The organism is Aurantimicrobium minutum, from assembly GCF_029893825.1.
GTDB lineage: Bacteria > Actinomycetota > Actinomycetes > Actinomycetales > Microbacteriaceae > Aurantimicrobium > Aurantimicrobium minutum_C.
Genome location: NZ_JARXXV010000001.1, coordinates 1,457,729 through 1,476,272, shown reverse-complemented (window position 1 = coordinate 1,476,272; position 18,544 = coordinate 1,457,729). Strand labels below are relative to the sequence as shown.

Below are 18,544 nucleotides of genomic sequence, written 5' to 3'. Positions count from 1 at the left end.
AACCGTAGATGGCTTCTTCCACCATTGCCCGGGCCAGCACCCTGATGGCAGTCGGCACCGCTGCTTCACGCGTGTTGGGTTTCGTCAAAGCCATGGTGCTCGCCACCGCAATCGGTGTGACCGCATCTGTGGGTGCTGACTCCTTTGCCGTGGGAAACATGATCCCCAACAGCGTCTATATGGTGCTCATCGGCGGTGTCTTGAGTGCTGTGCTGGTGCCCCAAATCGTGCAAGCCATGGCCGGTCATGACGGTGGCAGTGCGTATGTGAACAAGCTGGTCACCATTGCCATGGTGTTCCTTCTCGCCATTACGGCACTGGCCATGGCGCTTGCTCCCTTGCTGGTGCGCCTCTATGCCATGGCATGGTCACCACAGCAGCTGGCTCTAGCCGTCGGCTTTGCCTATTGGTGTTTGCCACAGATTTTCTTCTATGGCCTCTTCAACATCTTGGGTGAAGTACTCAATGCCAAGAAGGTGTTTGGCCCCTCCTCCTGGGCTCCGGTGCTCAACAACGTGGTGGCCATCACTGGCCTTGCCATTTACATCGCGCTCTTTGGTGCAGACCCTGACGGTAATCGTGGGCTTGGCGATTGGCACGAGGGCCAGATAGCTCTGCTTGCCGGCAGTGCCACCCTCGGCGTGATCGCCCAAGCCATCATTCTTTCCATTGCGTGGCGCAAGGCCGGCATTAGCTACCGTCCAGACTTTGTTTGGCGCGGTGTGGGCTTTGGCACCCTCGGCAAGATTGCCGGATGGTCACTGGCCACCGTCATCGTGATGCAGCTTGGTGGCATCGTCACAACCAACGTGGCAAGCACGGCCTCTGGTCAAGGCGCCTCGGTTGCTGCCCTGCAGTATGCCTGGCTGATCTTCATGCTGCCCTACTCAATTCTTGCCTTCTCCATTGGCACTGCCTACTTCACCCGCCTGGCTGAGCATGCCCGCAATGACAAGCCTGAAGACATGCGCGCGGATGTCTCCTCTGCCCTGCGCGTGATTGGCCTGGTAATGACCGGCTCTGCCGCGGTCATCTTCGTCACCGCTCCCTTCATTGCGTGGGTTCTGATGGACGGTGCGAAGCCGGCAGACATCGCCGCCCTGGCTGTGGTCATCATGATGTACATCTTGAGCCTGACCCCCTATGGCATGCTCTTTGTCATCCAGCGCACCTACTTCGCCTTCAACGACACGAGAACGCCATTCTTCTTCACCCTGCTGCAGATTCTGCTGTTTGTGGGTGGCTCATTGCTGGTTCTTGTCTTCTCCCCCGTTGAATTGATTGCCTCGATGCTGGCGCTGTCCTTCACCATCGCCACCATTATTCAGGTGATTGTGGGGCTCATGTTCTTGCGCAAGAAGCTCGGTGGCATCGACGGCAAGCGGGTCTTTGTCAGCCACCTCAAATACGCCATTGCAGTTGTTCCGGTCGTGATTGCCGGCTACTTCATGCTGCAGTTCAGTGCCACGCTCATTCGCTTAGACAGTCTTGCTGTGGCCATCATTGAAAGCGTTGTCTATGCCGCCATCCTCGGCGCCCTCTACTTCGTTGTGCTGTGGCTGTTGCGCTCAGAAGAGATCACTGAGCTGGTTGCCCAGGTCAAGGGGAAACTGAAGCGTTCCTAGGGACCTCTTAGGGGCGTCCCATACTGCTGTAGTGGAAGCCAGCGGCTCTCCACGCAGCAGGATCCAACACATTGCGTGCATCCACGATGCGCTTGTGCTTCATCAGGTCTCCCACATTGCGGGGATCTAGGTCAACAAACTCTGGCCACTCGGTTACCAGCACGGCAATGTCTGCATCCAGCAGTGCCTGCTGAGCATTCTGCGCCACCGTCAGCTCGGGGAAGCGCTTGAGTGCAGGCCCCATTGCTTCGGGGTCATAGGCCACAACGACCGCACCAGCATCCACTAAGCCTCTAGCAACATCCAGGGCTGGTGAGTCGCGAACATCATCCGACTGCGGCTTGAAAGCTAGACCCAACACGGCAACCTTGATGCTGGTGGCATCGCCACCGGCATCAGCAATGACGCGGTTGATCACACGCTCACGCTGACGCAGATTGATTGCGTCCACTTCGCTCAAGAAGGCAACAGAAGACCCCAGACCCAGTTCTTCAGCACGTGCAGAGAAGGCACGGATGTCCTTAGGTAGACAGCCACCACCGAAGCCCACACCGGCGTTCAAGAATCGTCGGCCAATACGAGTGTCATAGCCAATGGCATCTGCCAACTCGGTCACGTTCGCACCGGTAGCTTCGGCAATCTCACTCATCGCGTTGATGAAGCTGATCTTGGTGGCTAAGAAGGCATTGGCCGCGGTCTTCACCAGCTCTGCCGTGGCAAGGTCGGTTTCCACCACGGGAGTTCCTGCCGCAATCGTGGCCGCATAGACCTCGTGCAGGGCGGCGCTAGCTTGTTTTGCATGGGCGCCGGGAGCAATACCGAATACCAAGCGATCAGGCGAGAGCGTGTCCTTCACCGCAAAGCCTTCACGTAAGAACTCTGGATTCCACACCAGTGTTGCCGAAGAGCCTGAGGTGAGGATTCTTTCGGCAAGACGCTGGGCGGTTCCGACCGGAACCGTGCTCTTGCCCACGACTACGTCCGTGTCTCCCAGGTGGGGAATAAGGGCATCAATGGCGGCATTGACAAAGCTCACATCCGCAGCGCCACTGTCGTTGCTCTGCGGAGTGCCCACAGCTATGAAGTGCAGGCGCGCACCTGCGACCTCTGAGATGTCTGTGGTGAACCGCAGACGGCCAGAAGCTAGGGAGGAACTCAGAATTTCAGGCAAACCTGGTTCGAAGAAGGGCGGGTTACCCGCAGCTAACGCGGCAACTTTGTCTGCGTCCACATCAACCGCAATAACCTCGTGACCGAGGTCGGCCATTGCCGCTGCGTGAACAGCGCCGAGATAGCCACAGCCGATGACGGAGACGCGCATGGCAAAGAAACTTAGCTGAAGTCGGGGTCTGGCTCGAAGGAGTATGCCACAGGCCACTGGCGGCGACCTGCGTTGAGAACACCGTTGCTCTCAATGAGGTAGCAGTTACCACACAGAGGTTCGTAGTTCACAGCAACACCGTCAATAGCAACCTGCTCACCATCGAAGATGAAACGGTCGTTGTATTTGCGGGCGTTGAAGATAGCCTTCTTGCCACAACGGCAGATGGTCTTCAGCTCATCGATCTCGTGCGAGATCTCCAGCAGACGACGAGAACCGGGGAAGGCAACAGTCTGGAAGTCGGTGCGAATACCAAAGGCCATCACAGGAACGTCTTCGAGCAGGGCAATACGCAGCAGGTCATCTACCTGTGCTTCGGTGAGGAACTGAGCCTCATCCACCATGAAGCACTTCACGTCAGCGCCGGTCTTGCGGATGATCTCTTCACGCTCGTGCTGAAAGAGGCCGTAGACGTCGCTCTCTTCGGCAATGACGAAGTCAGAGCGGCGGGTGATACCCACGCGAGAAAGAATGCCCATGTCACCCTTCTGGTCGATAGCTGGCTTTGCCAGCACGACAGAGTGTCCACGCTCTTCGTAGTTGTAAGCAGCCTGGAGCATTGCGGTGCTCTTGCCACTGTTCATCGCGCCATAACGGAAATAAAGCTTGGCCATTAGGTCAAATATCCATCCTCGGCTGCACGCCGAACCAAATCTGCCCGCCGGGACGCGGGTCTTCCTGCTCTAGCGTACTTCTCGCGAACGCGTCTGAGGTACGTTTTGGCCGTCTCAAACTGAACATTCATGGCTTCGGCGACCTCTTTGGTGGCTAATCCCCGGCAATACAGCACAAGCGCCTGTTCTTCACCGGCGCTCAGACGCGGTTTAGCCAGCTCCTCGGCGTGTTGAGGGGCAGGATGTGTGCCAGAAACACTGTCAACAACCGTCGGGGCCATACCCAGCAGGGTCCTCATCTTGGCTGCCACGATATTCATCGAAGTGGACTTATCAAAGAAGGCATCTGCGCCAGCTACGAGCACTCGCTCTTCCAGCTCAGGGCTCGCCAATGCGCTCATCACCACCACGCGTGAACCGGCTGCCTTACAGGTGAGCACTCGTGCTTCAATAGAGACAGACTCGGCCAGTTGGTAATCCATCAGAACAACCTGGGATGGGAAGGCAGAGTTGGCCAGACACGCAGACCATGAGGTTTCAGCCACCTCGACGACAAAGTCCTGCGCATTGGCCTCAAACCAACTAGCCAAGCTGTCCACCAGCAGGCCGTGGTCGTCGAGGATGGTCAGTGAGACCGGATCAGAATTATTCATCATCACTTCGCATAGTAGAACATCACATTCACGTTGCCATCGTTGGTGATGAAGCGCACGTCTTCAAAGACGACATACATCACGCGCAAAAATGAAGAGAGGTGGGTGCGCAGCTTGCCGCCGCTGAGTCCCTGGGCATTTTCTGTGCCCTGAATCACACAGGACAACCGCTGCGTTGTGGGATCCACACGCAGTGACACCTGAATGTTGCTCACATTGGCATCAGTCATGCCACTGATCAGTGCCGAGAGTGCGGACTGAGCAGAGAGCTCCAAATCACTCAAGACGTGTTCTGGATCGTGCAGGGTGCAGCCAGCACGCTCCACCCAGGTCTGGGCTGTCATCTCGAGCAGTTGTGAACGAATCTGGCCGGCCAGTGCCCGGGCATGCTCTGTGTCTTCTTCGGTGACACGGCCCGAATCCAGCAACCCAATAAAGAACTCACGAGCTTCGTGGGTAATGGGCTCTGAGAGCTCCTGTGTAGACACGTCGGCAGGGTCCACGGCGTTCTCATTGACGGTCTTCTGCCAGGCCATCAAGATGCGGCTGGCTTTATAGGTGTAACTGGCTTGTCCCAGCACCACGATGGCGATCAGGGTTATTCCGGAGACAGCAAAATAGGCAAGCCCAAAGGGCAGTTCGTGATGCAGTCCATCAACGGCAAGCATGCCCCCCAGCGTCAGCACCGCGGCCAAACCGGCGTAGTACTGATCCGGCAGTGGTCGATATCCACTTGCGGAGGCGAAGATCAACGCAACAGCGATGGGACCCCAGTCAGTGAGCATCGAAATAGTTCCGCCACCATCGCTGACAATCTCACAAGCTCCCGCACTGATGATGAGGAACACCACGATGGAGTAGCTGCGCCGGGTATATGGCGCATGGCGAGGTGCTGCGGACCACAGATGCACCAACACACCCAAGGAGAACAGCACCAATGCCACAATCAAGAACACTGGTTGATCACTGTGGCGGAAATTAGAAGTGGAGACCACAGCTGCATAGGCCCAGGTTGCAATGCCGAAGAACAGCGCAACATCCCAGCTGGTGCCAGCAGCCAGTGGATCGAGCTGCTGCAGTGTGCGTTCGTGATTACGCATCAGCACCTCCAACCGGTAGCTGCAGCATCACTGCAGTGCCCTGGCCTTCACTGGCCCAGATGCGCACGGAACCGCCAGCAGACTCAATTCGATTTCGAACTGACAGCTTGATTCCCATGCGGTCTTCCGGCACGGCTTCGAGGTCGAATCCCACGCCCCCATCAATGACGGTGACGGCGATGTTCTCACCGGCGGCCAGGATCACCACTTCAACGGCGGCTTGTCCGGAGTGCAATAGAACATTGGTCAGACATTGAGCCAGCGCAGAACACAACGCTTCTCGACGCTCAGGCGTGAGCTGAAGCAGTGCCGTGGGGGTTCCACCCAGAGTGACGGTCAGTCCCTGAGCCTCTGCCTGGGAAACCACGCTCATCAGATCATTCAGATCAGCAGAGCCCGAAGGGTTCGAAGACAGGGGTGCCTGAGCAAAGCCACTGGTCTCAAAGAGGGCCAACTGGCTTTCAATCTCTTCACGCAGAGGATCTTGCAGCATGCCAGGTTTGGTGGCAGAAATCACTGCCAGTTTCGCCAGCACGGTGTCGTGCAATCGAGCAGCCACCACTCGTGCATTCTCCCGGCGCTCTGCATCGCTGGCCAGTGTCTCTGCACTGTTATCGAGGGTGATCTGGAACTTGGTGTTTGCCCGCAGTAGACGGGGTGTGGCAATGACAGATCCGATTACAACAACCAAGCCCACCAAGATGCGCCAGTCGAATTCGTAGGGTTTTCCTGCAAGGCCAGCCCCCACCATCAATGCCACATTGGCTGAGGCATACCCACCCAGTGCCCACATCACGCGATCTCCTGCACGAGAGGCAACACCACAGGCGGTGATCAGCGCAAAGCCCAACAGCGTGAAGGGAAGGAACTTCGTGCTCTCCACCTCGGGCATCGTGGCCAGCACTGCCCAGGCCGCGATGGCCAAGCAGGCAGAGAGAAAAAGAATATATACGGAGGCAGACAGCGGCGACAGGGGTGTGAACATCAAGCGCCACAACACAAAGCCGGGAAAGCCCACGAGGAACCCTGCCCACATCACCCAGGCGTTGTTCTCGTGCCAGCCCGCCAGCAGGATCAAAACCTCAGCGAAGATCACGGAGTAGGCCGAATAGACCAAGAGCAATCTGGTGAGGGCTTGCGCAAAGAGGACCGGAGCCAGCTGTGCTGGAATACCTAACTGCATCTCACCGCCGCCGTTGAAGATTGTCGTTTACACGACCTAGTCTTCCCTATCTAAAGAGGTTAGACGGTGAGCTTGAGGGTCTTTGCGCTAGTTGCGAATGACTTCTTTGCCGCGGCAGGTGTGTCAGACAGTCGAGTTCCGTAGCTAGGGATCATCTTCTTGATCTCTGGTTCCCAGCCAGCAAACTCGGTGGGGAAGCACTTCTTGAGAACATCCAACATAACTGGAACAGAAACGGACGCACCAGGAGAAGCACCCAAAAGACCGGCAATGGTTCCGTCAGAGGCAGCAATAACCTCGGTGCCAAACTGCAGAACACCAACCTTCTTGGGGTCCTTCTTCATCACCTGAACGCGCTGGCCAGCAGTGATGAGCTCCCAGTCTTGGTGCTGAGCATCGGGGAAGAACTCGCGCAGAGCATCGAGCTTCTTCTGAGGGCTTGCCATCAGTTCACCGATCAAGTACTTGAGCAAGTCCAGGTTGGTTGCACCGACTGCCAGCATGGGCAGGATGTTGTTGAAACGGATGGATCCGGGAAGATCAAACCAGGAACCCTGCTTCAAGAACTTCGGCGTGAAGCCGGCGAAGGGACCAAACAAGAGTGACTTCTCGCCGTCAACAACACGAGTGTCGAGGTGAGGAACAGACATGGGTGGTGCTCCCACAGATGCCTTGCCATAGACCTTGGCCTGGTGGCGGGCAACTAGGGCAGGGTTGGAGGTGCGCAGGAACTGTCCCGAGATGGGGAATCCACCGAAGCCCTTAGCTTCCTTGATTCCCGCGCTCTGCAGCAGTGACAAAGCGCCACCACCAGCACCAACAAAAACAAACTTGGCAGTGATCGTGTGGGGGGTGTTCCCAACCGAGTCACGCAGGTTCACACGCCAGTGACCGTTGTGAAGCTTCTTCAGCGAAGTCACCTGAGTCTCGGTGCGCAGCTTCGCACCATGGGCAGTGATGTAGTTCAGCAGTTGCTTGGTCAGTGAACCGTAGTCCACGTCAGTACCGGCAGCAATGCGGGTGGCTGCAATAGGTTCATTGCCGGTGCGACCATCCATCAACAGTGGGGTCCACTTGGCAATGACCTTGGGGTCTTCGGAATACTCCATGCCTGCAAACAGTGGCTCATCCTTGAGCACAGCGAAACGCTTGCGCAGGTATTCCACGTTGGCCTCTCCCCAGACGAAGGTCATGTGGGGGGTGGAGTTGATAAAGCTAGTGGGAACATCAAGCATCTTGCCGGCAACCATGTGTGCCCAGAACTGCAAAGAAACTTGGAATTGCTCGTTGATTGCCACTGCCTTGGATGCTTCGACGGAACCGTCTGGAGCTTCAGGCATGTAGTTGAGTTCACACAGACCTGCGTGACCAGTACCAGCGTTGTTCCAGGGGTTGGAGCTTTCCTGAGCGACCTCACCGAGGCGTTCATACACCTGGATGCTCCAGTCGGGCTGCAATTGCTTAATCAGAGCGCCAAGGGTGGCACTCATGATTCCGCCACCAATCAGGGCAACATCAACCGTCTTTGCATTCACATCCGCCAGTTTACGCGTGAAAGCACCCCAGCACCCCTGTTATCATTCCCACCTACCGGATGAACTCAAGGGAGCAATGACAAAGGCCATCCAGAGAGTATCTGGATGGCCTTTCGACGTTGGTGCGTTGAGCTTAGGAGTGGTCTGCTGCAATCAGCTCAGCGATCTGAACTGCGTTGAGGGCAGCGCCCTTGCGCAGGTTGTCATTGCTGACAAACAGAGCCAAACCACGACCGCCATCAACGGTCTCATCGGCACGAATACGGCCCACAAAGCTGGGGTCAGCGCCGGCTGCTTGAAGAGGCGTGGGAACGTCTTCCAGCTGAACTCCGGGAGCGTCTGCGAGCAATTCGCGAGCGCGCTCAGGAGAAAGAGCCTTGCCGAACTCGGCATTGATGGACAGGGAGTGACCGGTGAACACGGGAACACGAACACACAGACCAGAGACAAGAAGGCCGGGGATCTCAAGGATCTTGCGGCTCTCGTTACGCAGCTTCTTCTCTTCGTCGGTTTCGTTCAGACCGTCCTCGACGATGGCACCAGCAAGGGGCACAACATCAAAAGCGATGGTCTTCACGTACTTCACCGGAGCGGGGAAGGAGATAGCGGAACCGTCGTGCACGAGGTCTTCCAGGTTGCCCTGGTCAACAGCGGCACGAACCTGGTTAGCCAGCTCTTCAGCTCCAGCAAGACCGGAACCAGACACGGCCTGGAAGGTGGTGACGTTCATGCGCTCCAGGCCAGCTTCGGCGTGAAGGACCTTGAGCACAGGCATTGCTGCCATCGTGGTGCAGTTGGGGTTAGCAATAATGCCCTTGACGGCTTGCTTGATCGCGTGAGGGTTAACCTCAGAAACCACGAGAGGAACCTCAGGGTCCATGCGCCAGGCAGACGAGTTATCAACCACGGTCACACCGGCAGCCGCGAAGCGAGGAGCCTGTGCCTTGGATGCGGTTGCACCTGCAGAGAACAGGGCAACATCAATGCCGCTTGGATCTGCAGTTTCCACATCCTCCACGACCACGTCGTGACCTGCATAGGGAAGAACAGTTCCTGCAGAACGGGCAGATGCGAAGAAACGGATCGACTTCACGGGGAAGTTACGCTCCTCGAGCAGACGACGCATGACCTTGCCCACCTGGCCGGTTGCACCGACCACGGCAACGTTGAGCCCCTCAGGGGCGATGACGGTCATCGGCCGGTTCCTGCGTAGACAACAGCCTCAACATCAGAGTCGAGACCGAAAGCGGTGTGCACCTTGCGCAGAGCCTCGTTGAGCTGGTCAGCACGCATGATCACCGAGATGCGAATCTCGGAAGTGGAGATCATGTCGATGTTGACGCCTGCTTCATAGAGCGCAGTGAACAGCTGAGCAGAAACACCTGAGCTGGTGCGCATGCCGGCACCAACCACAGAAAGCTTGCCAATGTTCTCATCCAGCGCCAGGTCAGAGAAGCCGATGTCTGCCTGTGCTGCCTTCAGGGCAGCAAGAGCAGACTCTGCTTCTGCCTTAGGCAGGGTGAAGGAGATGTCGGTCTGCCCAGAACCACCGGAGGAAACGTTCTGCACGATCATGTCGATGTTGGTGTCAGCTGCTGCGACAACGGTGAAAATCTGAGCAGCCTTACCAGGCACGTCTGGAACACCGGCAACGGTGATCTTTGCTTCGCTCAGATCCCCGGCAACACCGGTGATGATGGGCTCTTCCACTGTTTCTCCCTCCGTGGGGTTGTAGACAATTGTTCCCTCGTTGGCAACGAACGAGGAGCGCACGTGCAATGTCACGCCGTGACGGCGTGCATATTCGGTTGCGCGAATGTTGAGAACCTTGGCACCGCTGGCAGCTAGTTCGAGCATTTCTTCACTCGAGATGCGGTGAATCTTGGACGCGTTAGGAACAACGCGAGGATCAGCGGTGAACACTCCATCGACGTCGGTGTAGATCTCACAGACATCAGCATTCAGTGCTGCAGCCAGTGCCACGGCAGACGTGTCCGAACCACCACGACCAAGTGTGGTGATATCTCCGGTGGAGCGGTTGAAGCCTTGGAAACCGGCAACGATAACCACGTTGCCTTCGTCGACTGCTTCGCGCAGACGACCAGGGGTCACCTCAACAATGCGCGCAGTTCCGTGCTGCGCGTCGGTGATCATGCCGGCCTGTGAACCGGTGAAAGACTTTGCGTCGTGGCCCAAAGAGCGAACAGCCATGGCAACTAGAGCCATCGAGATGCGCTCACCTGCGGTGAGCAGCATGTCGAGCTCACGAGGGTGGTGATCGCTGGCTACTTCATTGGCCAGATCCATCAGCTCATCAGTGGTGTCACCCATGGCAGAAACAACGACAACAACGTCGTTTCCTGCTTCTTTGGTCTCGACAATGCGCTTGGCGACGCGCTTGATGCTCTCGGCATCTGCAACGGAAGATCCGCCAAACTTCTGCACAATCAAGCTCACGGTTGAAACTCCTGGAAGTTACTGCTCGCGGCTACGGTTCACACGAGCTGGAAACTCTATTCTACGGGCAGTTTTAGACCTAAAAATTACGCGAGCAGTTTTATCAACGCTGAGGTGAGCGATCTCACCTGCTGCAGATCTACCCATTCATCAATAGCGTGAAGTCCCCCACCGGTGGGACCACAGATCAAGGTGGGGCACACTTCTTCCCACAACGTTGCTTCCATCCAATACGGGGCAACAAAGTTCAACCCTGTTCCCAGCTCCGAAGCCAGTGCCTGCGCAAGATCTGCCGCAGGACCTTCAGATTGCAGTTGCCACGCTTCGCGTGAGGCAACCAGCTCCAGATTCCAGTTCCAACTGGAATCTCCCAGGGTGTGAACAAGTTCAACAGCCTGGTCAGCACGAACACCTGGAACAGTGCGCAGTTCAATGATGCACTCGGCCTCATCAGGGATGACGAAGGGTGAATCTCCCCCGCGCACCATCGTCACCATCAGGTCACCGCCGGTGGCGCGGATTTCCTGAGCCTTGTTCTCCACGGCAGCTAATAAATGACCCAGCTGAGTCACAGCATTGATACCCAGTTCCGGTTGAGAACTGTGGGAAGCGCGGCCAGTAAAACGAGCACGAACAACAGCAAAGCCGCGCAAAGACACCGCCAGGTCCAGACCGGTGGGCTCGGCAATCACACACAGTTCAGGAGCTAGACCTATGTCAGGAAGTGCAGCAATGACCGCTTCTGAACCCATGCTGGCATCTTCCTCATCTGCGACCAGTGCCAGCACTGGTCGGTATGAGGAAGTGCTGCGAGCTAAATGTTCTGCCGCCACAACCAGTGCAGCAACGCCGCCCTTCATATCTGCAGCACCACGTGCAAAGAGTTTGTCTCCGTCAACCCGTGCAGTGAAGGGTTCATCCATCCCTTTCACCCCGACCGTGTCGAGGTGGCCATTGAACACCACCGTGGCACCCTCGCCTGGGCCAACAGCAACCAGGCTGGGTCGGTCAGGAGCACCCTGCGAAGGAACGATATGAATGGTGAAGCCCTGTGCTTCAAGTCGAGCGGCAAGGAAGTTAACAATCTCTTCTTCACCAACAGCACCAGCAACCAGGCCAGGATTCACGCTGTCGATGCCCACGAGCTGGGTGAGAAGCTCTACGGCTTCCTGCTCTACTGACATAGCAACTTCCCTCACTGGGCGTTAGTTGACGGTGCGACGACCCTCAAAGGCACGACCAAGCGTGACCTCGTCGGCGTATTCCAAATCTCCACCCACGGGAAGCCCTGAAGCCAGGCGAGAAACCTTGATCTCCAGAGTCTTGAGTAGACGAGACAGATAGGTCGCCGTTGCTTCACCCTCCAAGTTGGGGTCGGTGGCAATAATGACCTCGGTCACGGTGCCATCGGCAAGACGAGTCATCAACTGGCGAATACGCAGGTCATCAGGGCCAATGCCATCAATGGGGCTAATTGCTCCACCAAGCACGTGATAGAGCCCACGGAATTCTCGGGTGCGCTCGATAGCAACAACATCCTTGGCCTCTTCCACCACACAGATAAAGTTGGGGTCGCGGCGAGGATCACGGCAAATAGCGCAGGTGACATCTTCACTGACGTTTCCGCAGATGTCGCAGAACTTTACCTTTTCGCGCACCTCAATGAGCACAGAGGAAAGCCTGGTCACATCAAAGGACTCGGTCTGCAGAATGTGGAACGCAATGCGCTGCGCAGACTTAGGCCCAATACCGGGAAGGCGCCCCAGTTCATCAATGAGTTCCTGAACTATGCCGTCATACATGACTAGTCCTCAGGATCAAGTTCTGCAGCAACGGTAGGAATAGGTGCAGTGACTTCTTCCGCAATGAACTTGGCATCCAAGATCTCGCGCACCACGGCTTCGCCATAGCGAGCATCTTCTTGTGCAGCCTGCTCAGGAGTGAGCTTCTTGGTAGGAGCAGCAGGTTCTGCCACAGCAACAGCAACCTCTACCTCTTCATCAACAACGTCTTCTTCCAGCACGGCAGGTGCACCAGACCCAGGAATAGCCACAACATCCCAGCCGTCATCATCAACAGCAGCAGGAGCAGGTGCAGCAGTAGGAGCCGGTGCAACAGACTTAGCTGCAGGAGCAGCAGCTGGCGCAGCGTCCTCGTAGGGAGGCTCGTCGTCCAGATCTGCTGGCGGTTCCTCTGGCAGTGGAGGTTCTTCTTCGGCAGCTGCTGGTGTTGCAAACTCCCGAGGTGCATTCACCTGAGCAGATTCAGTAGCAACCGAACCGGTCTGGGTCAGACGGTCAATAGGAGCGGTTGCTGTGGTGTCACTGGAAACCTTGAAGGCAACGCGCACACCCACCGTGTCAATGATTGCCTGACGCAGAATCTCGTGCACACCACCAGGAATGCCCTTTTGTGGACGGAACGAGGCAGCATCTGCCTCGTTACTGAAGACAAGCGTGAGCACGTCATCTTCGAGTGAACGAACCTGAGCAGAGACAACAACCAACCAGGCAGCACGGCTCTTGTTCTGGATCTTCTCCAAAACAGCAGGCCATGCCTCAAGAAGTTCACGTGTTCCCACCGGCCCGGTTGGAACAACAGGTTCAGGCTTGGCTGCAACAGCTTCCTTGACTGGCTCCACCTTGGCAGCTGGTGCTGCAGGAGCGGGTGGAGCTGCCGGTGCAGAAGCCTTGGGAACAGCTGGAGCAGCTGGAGCAGCTGCTGAAGCTGAAGCTGAAGCGGCAGGGCTAGAAGAGATTGCCCCTGCAGGTGCAGTGCCGGTGGCACGAACCAGCAGGCGAGCAATCATGAGCTCAAGGTGTAGTCGTGGTGAAGTGGCACCGGTCATCTCAGTCAAAGAAGAGTTCACCACGTCAGCAGCACGGGAGAGTTCAGCAGAACCAAAGTTCTTAGCTTGTGCCTGCATACGCTCGAGTTCATCCGCAGGAATACTGCGAAGAACGGCATTGGCGTTAGCGCCTGTAGCGGCAACAAGAATGAGATCACGCAGACGCTCGAGTAGATCCTCAACGAAACGCCTAGGGTCTTGACCGGTTTGAATAACCCGGTCCACAGCAGCAAAGGCTTCAGCCGAATTACCAGCAGCAAGAGCATCTACGGCTTCATCCAGTAGTGCGCTGTGGGTGTAACCCAAGAGAGAGACAGCACGCTCATACGTGACACTGTCCTGCTCAGAACCAGCAATCAGCTGGTCGAGCAGTGACAAGGTGTCACGTGCAGAACCGCCACCGGCGCGAACAACAAGGGCAAGAACACCAGGTTCAACACTGATCTTCTCCGAAGCACACAGGCTCTCGCAGTATTCCAGCATTTGTGCTGGAGGAATAAGACGGAAGGGGTAGTGGTGGGTGCGCGAGCGAATCGTGCCGATAACCTTCTCGGGCTCGGTGGTGGCAAAGATGAACTTCACGTGCTCGGGTGGTTCTTCCACCAACTTGAGCAGAGCATTGAAGCCCTGCGGGGTGACCATGTGTGCCTCGTCAAGGATGAAGATCTTGTAGCGGTCACGAGCAGGTGCAAACACCGCACGTTCGCGTAGGTCACGAGCGTCATCAACACCGTTGTGACTGGCGGCGTCAATCTCGACCACGTCGAGTGAGCCGCCCCCATCACGAGAAAGTTCAATACAGCTGGGGCACTTGCCGCAGGGAATATCAGTGGGACCTTCAGCGCAGTTCAGGCAACGAGCCAAAATACGGGCAGAGGTTGTCTTGCCACACCCACGTGGGCCACTGAACAAATAGGCGTGGTTAACCCTGTTAGTCCTCAGTGCCGTCATCAAGGGTTCGGTAACGTGGGACTGCCCAATAACGTCAGCGAAGGATTCAGGCCGGTAACGGCGATACAGTGCGGTAGCCACACTTCAATAGTACGTGCCAGAGCGGACATCTCAGCCCGGCGCAAGAGGTTTAGCCACACGCTCTCAGCGCAAATAAAAAGGACCCCTCGCGCACCCGCCAGAGCCCGGTTACCCTTGCTACGTTTCCGTCCTGGGGGAGTTGGCCTGGATGGCGCCACGCGAGGAGCCAGTTACCAGTGTAAAGCACAAGCCTGAGTGCTCTCCACGCCAGTTCGTCAGCAACGCCTCAGTGCGGTTAGAATATTCAAGTTGTCCTCTCACCTCGTGTGAGTAGGTTCACCAGGAGGATTCGCCTAGTGGCCTATGGCGCACGCTTGGAAAGCGTGTTGGGTTAACGCCCTCGGGGGTTCGAATCCCCCATCTTCCGCAGAGAAAAGCCCCAGAGTAATCTGGGGCTTTTTCTGATTTATCACACACGTGATCACGCGCTGGTGAGGAAAAGATAAAGGTGTAACACTTTTAGCTCGGTGTTACACTCATTCCATGCCTACTGCCCGCCAGCGCCACATGATCACCGAGACCGAGCAGCTCTCTCGTGCCCTTGAGGAAGCAGCAACCATCTGGCCCGAGTACCGCAATAAAAGGGCAGAACTCTTACGCCAGATCATTGACCAAGGCAGTGAAGTCGTGCACTCCCTGGCAGAAAAGAAAATCCAGAAGCGCCTGAAGGCAATCGAAAAAATCTCAGGCGCGTACACAGATATCTGGCCAGATAACTGGCGTGAAGAATCGCGACAGGAGTGGCCTGCGTGATTACCCTTGACGCCAATGTACTGATTGCAGTGTTCAACAGTAAAGATGCTCACCACGATTGGGCGATGACCTTCATCAAAGACACAGCAGCAGAAGACTTTGTCATCTCAGCACTGAACTATGCAGAAATATTGGTGAACCCCACCCGCCATGGAGTTCTGTCGGAGTTGAGAAAGAGCATTGATTCGCTCGGTTACGAGATTGCACCCATTAGTCCGGAAGATGCGGTTGAAATTGCCCTAGTCCGCAGCGAAACAGGATTACGCATGCCAGATGCTGTCGTGATTCACACAGCCCACGCACACTCAGCATCACTGGCAACCACAGATGCTCAGGTGGCAAGGATTGCCACAGAGCGAGGAATAACCGTTTACTGTCCCTAGTTCGCCCAGGGCTTGGGTCGATCCCAATCCACCGTGGCATCTGTGGGCTTCACGCCCAGCTCACTCCCGCCGGCACGAACACAGATAAACCTCAGTTGGTCTTCGCTGTCGGGCAGGCAACGGTAGGTGCGCATCACGTTCTGCCCGACCCGAATAACAGTGCCTGGACCAACGTCAACCACGTCCTCGTCCAGACCCATCTGACCACGACCGGTCAGGAAGAGATAGATCTCTTCCACCTCTGCATGGTCATGCCAATAGGCATCTTCTTGACCAGGCAGCAAAGCATTGACAGTGAGACCGAGGTATTGGGTCTCAATCTCGTGATCAACAACCCGGCGGCCCTCACGAGTGTTGTGAGCACTCCACCCGCCTGTGAAATCGCGCCAGTTCTCGAGTGCACCAACATTGACTACTTCGTACTTCATAACTTCACGCTAACAGCACACCCAGCCTAGATAAATGGCGGTTATCTAAACTGGCTCTATGAGCACACTTGTTGTCATTGCCGCCCTGCTCCAAGCAACGATTGCTGTGGGTGTTGCCGCCTTCCAGGCAGCAGTCTTATTCGGAGCACCCTGGGGCGAATACACCATGGGTGGCATGAACCCAGGCAAGCTCCATGGACAACTGCGGATCACCGCAGGTGTGTCCGCAGTGATCATGCTTGCCCAGTCTGGTCACTACCTCGCCCAGGCAGGCATCTTCTCCCCTGCCCTGAGCCCTATGCAGAACACCATAGTGAACTGGTTCTGGTTTGGCTTTGCCGTGCTGGGCTTGATTATGAACAGCATCAGCAGAAGCAAAAAGGAACGCAACCTGTGGGTTCCTGTCTTGCTGGTCAGTGCCGCCTGCACACTGATGGTGGCAGTTTAGTAATTCCTAATTCACCAGGTGTTGTAAGTCCAATGTCAGGGGGAGCAATTAGTCTTGAAGAATCATGGGAAATAGAAAGAAATTGAAAGTTGCTGCTCTTTTTGCTGGAGCCGGTGGACTTGATTTAGGCTTCACACAAGCTGGGTTTGAAGTCCCTTGGGCCAACGAATATGACAAAGATATTTGGGCAACTTACGAGGTTAATTTCCCAAACAGCAAATTAGATCGCAGAAGCATTACAGATGTAGCTGATGATGAAATTCCAGAGGTTGATGGCTTCATCGGTGGACCACCTTGCCAAAGTTGGAGTGAGGCAGGTTCAGCTCGTGGAATTGAAGATAAACGCGGTCAACTTTTCTTCGAGTACTTGAGGCTGATCGAAGCAAAGAAACCACTTTTTTTTCTTGCTGAAAATGTTTCTGGAATTTTGTTCTCAAGGCATAACCCCGCCCTTGACAGTATTTTGAAGGGGTTTGCAGATTTGGGATACAACGTTTCCTACGGCTTGTTGAATGCACGTGACTATGGGGTGCCTGAGGACCGGGAGAGAGTAATTATTGTTGGTTATCGAACTGACACTGGAAAAATCTTCACTCCCCCGAAGAAAAGCGATATTCGCTTAAATCTTTTTGATGCCATTTCGGATTTACAAAATAATGTAGTTCCCGCCTTGGAAAACAACTACACAAATCCGGCTCAAGAATTTCCTAACCATGAATACATGGTTGGTGGATTTTCCTCGATGTATATGTCGCGAAACCGAGTTCGGTCCTGGGAAGAAGGCTCGTTCACGATACAGGCAGGAGGAAGGCATGCTCCCCTTCATCCTCAGGCGCCAAAAATGTTGAAAGTTGAAAAAGACAAATGGGAGTTCGACCCTTCAGCTGTTGATTTATATCGACGACTTTCTGTTCGAGAATGTGCTCGCATTCAAACTTTTCCGGACAGTCATAAGTTCATCTATAAGCGAGTCTCCGACGCCTACAAGATGATTGGAAACGCGGTCCCAGTTGAATTTGCTCGACGCTTAGCCTCACAAATTCAGAATGATCTTGAGGGCATCGAAACTACTCAGCAACAAGTTACAGTTCCGGGTTCGATTCAAACATTCAATAAAGCTCAATAAAAAGGAGCTGGGGGATGGCAACTCAAGTAGTTAACGGAAAAGCATTCGAGTGGGCTACCGCATTAACCTTTTCTGACATTTTGGGCGTCGAAATCCTGGATACTCCCGAGGCAGAAGTTGCTAGACGCTGTTTTTCTGCTGTGGAAAGTGACCTCAGAGACAGGTTCATTCAAAATAGCCAGCTCGGAGTGGAACACATCCTTCTTCGAGAGTCCCGAAGCCCAGCAATAACCGGAGCCTCTAGCATTCGACTTGCTCGAGATGCAAGCGGCCAGAAAGGCGATGTAAGAGACGTTGTTATTGCTAATTCAACAAGAGATGAAATTGGAATATCGTGCAAAACTAATCATTCCGATTTCAAACATCCCAGGCTCTCAGACAAGATTGATTTCGTTAAGCAGTGGGGACTTTCTGTTGAAGGCTGCAGCACAACCTATTGGCATGCGGTCATACCGATTTTTGAATCACTTCGTGAGCTAAAAACTGTTAGCGATGGAAAGGCCTTATGGTCCGACCTGCCCGATAAGCACAATGACATCTACTTGCCAATTCTCGATGCATTCGAAATCGAACTTCACCGCTTGATGGATCAAGAATCTGATTCATCCGCGCTTTCATCCCGTGCACTCTCTAGATACACAATCGGATCAAATGATTTCTACAAATTGATTAGTGAAAAATCAGGTGTGAAAATTCAGGCATTTAATATGGACGGGTCCCTTGCAGGTAAACGTACAGCACTCCCTGAGTATCTCTTGGGTACGGACACAATTGATGGTTCCAAAGAATCAATTACCGTGAGAATGAATAAAGGCTACGCTTTTAATTTTCGGCTCCACAATGCAAGTTCTCGAATTGAACCATCACTAAAGTTTGCAGTTAGTGCAGCTGGATTGCCGCCAACAGAAATTTATCAAAACCATATCGAGCAGCGGCTAAGTTAAATTCGTTCGACTCTCAATGAAGCAAAATTCGCGA

General features: G+C 55.1%; 18 protein-coding genes, 1 tRNA gene and 1 other RNA gene. 7 read left to right on the top strand and 13 right to left on the bottom strand.

Going from position 1 to position 18,544, the window contains the following annotated elements; all coding sequences use genetic code 11:
* The first annotated feature begins 8 nt into the window (after positions 1–8).
* Entirely contained in the window at positions 9–1,625 is a 1,617-nt protein-coding gene (murJ, locus tag M2120_RS07275) for a murein biosynthesis integral membrane protein MurJ (RefSeq protein ID WP_280798027.1), read from the top strand.
* Positions 1,626–1,632: 7 nt separating this feature from the next.
* Here the strand turns inward: murJ and M2120_RS07270 are convergent, their stop codons facing one another.
* The 12 genes from M2120_RS07270 to ffs all read right to left on the bottom strand — a co-directional run bounded on the left by M2120_RS07270 (position 1,633) and on the right by ffs (position 14,599).
* Positions 1,633–2,946 carry a UDP-glucose dehydrogenase family protein gene (locus M2120_RS07270; RefSeq protein WP_280798026.1) on the bottom strand — a complete coding sequence of 438 codons (1,314 nt, stop codon included), beginning with the start codon at positions 2,944–2,946 and terminating at the stop codon, positions 1,633–1,635.
* Between the two features lie 11 nt (positions 2,947–2,957).
* On the bottom strand, positions 2,958–3,620 hold the full coding sequence (locus tag M2120_RS07265) for a thymidine kinase (RefSeq protein ID WP_280798025.1): 663 nt from the start codon (positions 3,618–3,620) through the stop codon (positions 2,958–2,960).
* Complete coding sequence (locus M2120_RS07260) at positions 3,620–4,276, bottom strand: DNA-binding response regulator (protein ID WP_280798024.1); 657 nt, start codon at positions 4,274–4,276, stop codon at positions 3,620–3,622. The genes M2120_RS07265 and M2120_RS07260 overlap by 1 nt, the downstream gene beginning before the upstream one ends.
* Positions 4,276–5,373 (bottom strand): hypothetical protein, encoded by a 1,098-nt coding sequence (locus M2120_RS07255; protein WP_280798023.1) that lies wholly within the window; start codon positions 5,371–5,373, stop codon positions 4,276–4,278. The genes M2120_RS07260 and M2120_RS07255 overlap by 1 nt, the downstream gene beginning before the upstream one ends.
* Positions 5,366–6,556: a sensor histidine kinase gene (locus M2120_RS07250; RefSeq protein ID WP_280798022.1), complete on the bottom strand. Its 1,191-nt coding sequence runs from the start codon at positions 6,554–6,556 to the stop codon at positions 5,366–5,368. The genes M2120_RS07255 and M2120_RS07250 overlap by 8 nt, the downstream gene beginning before the upstream one ends.
* Positions 6,557–6,615: 59 nt before the next feature.
* Entirely contained in the window at positions 6,616–8,091 is a 1,476-nt protein-coding gene (locus M2120_RS07245; RefSeq protein WP_280798021.1) for a malate:quinone oxidoreductase, read from the bottom strand.
* A gap of 133 nt (positions 8,092–8,224) precedes the next feature.
* Entirely contained in the window at positions 8,225–9,286 is a 1,062-nt protein-coding gene (locus M2120_RS07240; protein WP_280798020.1) for an aspartate-semialdehyde dehydrogenase, read from the bottom strand.
* Positions 9,283–10,548 carry an aspartate kinase gene (locus M2120_RS07235; RefSeq protein WP_280798019.1) on the bottom strand — a complete coding sequence of 422 codons (1,266 nt, stop codon included), beginning with the start codon at positions 10,546–10,548 and terminating at the stop codon, positions 9,283–9,285. Before M2120_RS07235 ends, M2120_RS07240 begins: the two co-directional genes overlap by 4 nt.
* 86 nt (positions 10,549–10,634) lie before the next feature.
* Positions 10,635–11,732, bottom strand: a complete 1,098-nt coding sequence (locus tag M2120_RS07230; protein WP_280798018.1) for a M20 family metallopeptidase — start codon at positions 11,730–11,732, stop codon at positions 10,635–10,637.
* A 21-nt stretch (positions 11,733–11,753) separates the two neighbouring features.
* A complete protein-coding gene (recR, locus tag M2120_RS07225) occupies positions 11,754–12,350 on the bottom strand; it encodes a recombination mediator RecR (RefSeq protein WP_280798017.1) in 597 nt (198 codons plus the stop codon).
* Positions 12,351–12,352: 2 nt separating this feature from the next.
* Positions 12,353–14,428, bottom strand: a complete 2,076-nt coding sequence (locus tag M2120_RS07220) for a DNA polymerase III subunit gamma and tau (RefSeq protein WP_280798016.1) — start codon at positions 14,426–14,428, stop codon at positions 12,353–12,355.
* 74 nt (positions 14,429–14,502) lie between these two features.
* Positions 14,503–14,599, bottom strand: an RNA gene (gene ffs / locus M2120_RS07215) — signal recognition particle sRNA small type.
* Between the two features lie 111 nt (positions 14,600–14,710).
* Between ffs and M2120_RS07210 the strand changes: the two genes are divergently transcribed.
* The 3 genes from M2120_RS07210 (at position 14,711) to M2120_RS07200 (ending at position 15,564) form a co-directional block, all read left to right on the top strand.
* Positions 14,711–14,795: transfer RNA gene (locus M2120_RS07210), tRNA-Ser, on the top strand.
* Positions 14,796–14,911: 116 nt separating this feature from the next.
* On the top strand, positions 14,912–15,181 hold the full coding sequence (locus M2120_RS07205; protein ID WP_280798015.1) for a hypothetical protein: 270 nt from the start codon (positions 14,912–14,914) through the stop codon (positions 15,179–15,181).
* Positions 15,178–15,564 carry a type II toxin-antitoxin system VapC family toxin gene (locus M2120_RS07200; protein WP_280798014.1) on the top strand — a complete coding sequence of 129 codons (387 nt, stop codon included), beginning with the start codon at positions 15,178–15,180 and terminating at the stop codon, positions 15,562–15,564. The genes M2120_RS07205 and M2120_RS07200 overlap by 4 nt, the downstream gene beginning before the upstream one ends.
* On the opposite strand, the gene M2120_RS07195 is transcribed toward M2120_RS07200, so the two are convergent.
* Complete coding sequence (locus M2120_RS07195) at positions 15,561–15,992, bottom strand: cupin domain-containing protein (protein WP_280798013.1); 432 nt, start codon at positions 15,990–15,992, stop codon at positions 15,561–15,563. The two genes, M2120_RS07200 and M2120_RS07195, sit on opposite strands and share 4 nt — an antisense overlap.
* A 58-nt stretch (positions 15,993–16,050) precedes the next feature.
* Between M2120_RS07195 and M2120_RS07190 the strand changes: the two genes are divergently transcribed.
* From M2120_RS07190 to M2120_RS07180, 3 genes are all read left to right on the top strand, one after another.
* On the top strand, positions 16,051–16,440 hold the full coding sequence (locus tag M2120_RS07190; RefSeq protein WP_280798012.1) for a hypothetical protein: 390 nt from the start codon (positions 16,051–16,053) through the stop codon (positions 16,438–16,440).
* Between the two features lie 64 nt (positions 16,441–16,504).
* Positions 16,505–17,566, top strand: a complete 1,062-nt coding sequence (locus M2120_RS07185; RefSeq protein WP_280798011.1) for a DNA cytosine methyltransferase — start codon at positions 16,505–16,507, stop codon at positions 17,564–17,566.
* Between the two features lie 14 nt (positions 17,567–17,580).
* A complete protein-coding gene (locus M2120_RS07180) occupies positions 17,581–18,510 on the top strand; it encodes a HaeIII family restriction endonuclease (protein WP_280798010.1) in 930 nt (309 codons plus the stop codon).
* Positions 18,511–18,544: the final 34 nt, after the last annotated feature.

Coding starts and splice junctions, on each gene's coding strand:
- M2120_RS07180 (WP_280798010.1), top strand. CDS start 17,581: ATGGCAACTCAAGTAGTTAACGGAAAAGCATTCGAGTGGGCTACCGCA.
- M2120_RS07260 (WP_280798024.1), bottom strand. CDS start 4,276: ATGATGAATAATTCTGATCCGGTCTCACTGACCATCCTCGACGACCAC.
- M2120_RS07250 (WP_280798022.1), bottom strand. CDS start 6,556: ATGCAGTTAGGTATTCCAGCACAGCTGGCTCCGGTCCTCTTTGCGCAA.
- M2120_RS07195 (WP_280798013.1), bottom strand. CDS start 15,992: ATGAAGTACGAAGTAGTCAATGTTGGTGCACTCGAGAACTGGCGCGAT.
- M2120_RS07185 (WP_280798011.1), top strand. CDS start 16,505: ATGGGAAATAGAAAGAAATTGAAAGTTGCTGCTCTTTTTGCTGGAGCC.
- M2120_RS07205 (WP_280798015.1), top strand. CDS start 14,912: ATGCCTACTGCCCGCCAGCGCCACATGATCACCGAGACCGAGCAGCTC.
- M2120_RS07190 (WP_280798012.1), top strand. CDS start 16,051: ATGAGCACACTTGTTGTCATTGCCGCCCTGCTCCAAGCAACGATTGCT.
- murJ (WP_280798027.1), top strand. CDS start 9: ATGGCTTCTTCCACCATTGCCCGGGCCAGCACCCTGATGGCAGTCGGC.
- M2120_RS07255 (WP_280798023.1), bottom strand. CDS start 5,373: ATGCGTAATCACGAACGCACACTGCAGCAGCTCGATCCACTGGCTGCT.
- M2120_RS07240 (WP_280798020.1), bottom strand. CDS start 9,286: ATGACCGTCATCGCCCCTGAGGGGCTCAACGTTGCCGTGGTCGGTGCA.
- M2120_RS07265 (WP_280798025.1), bottom strand. CDS start 3,620: ATGGCCAAGCTTTATTTCCGTTATGGCGCGATGAACAGTGGCAAGAGC.
- M2120_RS07270 (WP_280798026.1), bottom strand. CDS start 2,946: ATGCGCGTCTCCGTCATCGGCTGTGGCTATCTCGGCGCTGTTCACGCA.
- recR (WP_280798017.1), bottom strand. CDS start 12,350: ATGTATGACGGCATAGTTCAGGAACTCATTGATGAACTGGGGCGCCTT.
- M2120_RS07230 (WP_280798018.1), bottom strand. CDS start 11,732: ATGTCAGTAGAGCAGGAAGCCGTAGAGCTTCTCACCCAGCTCGTGGGC.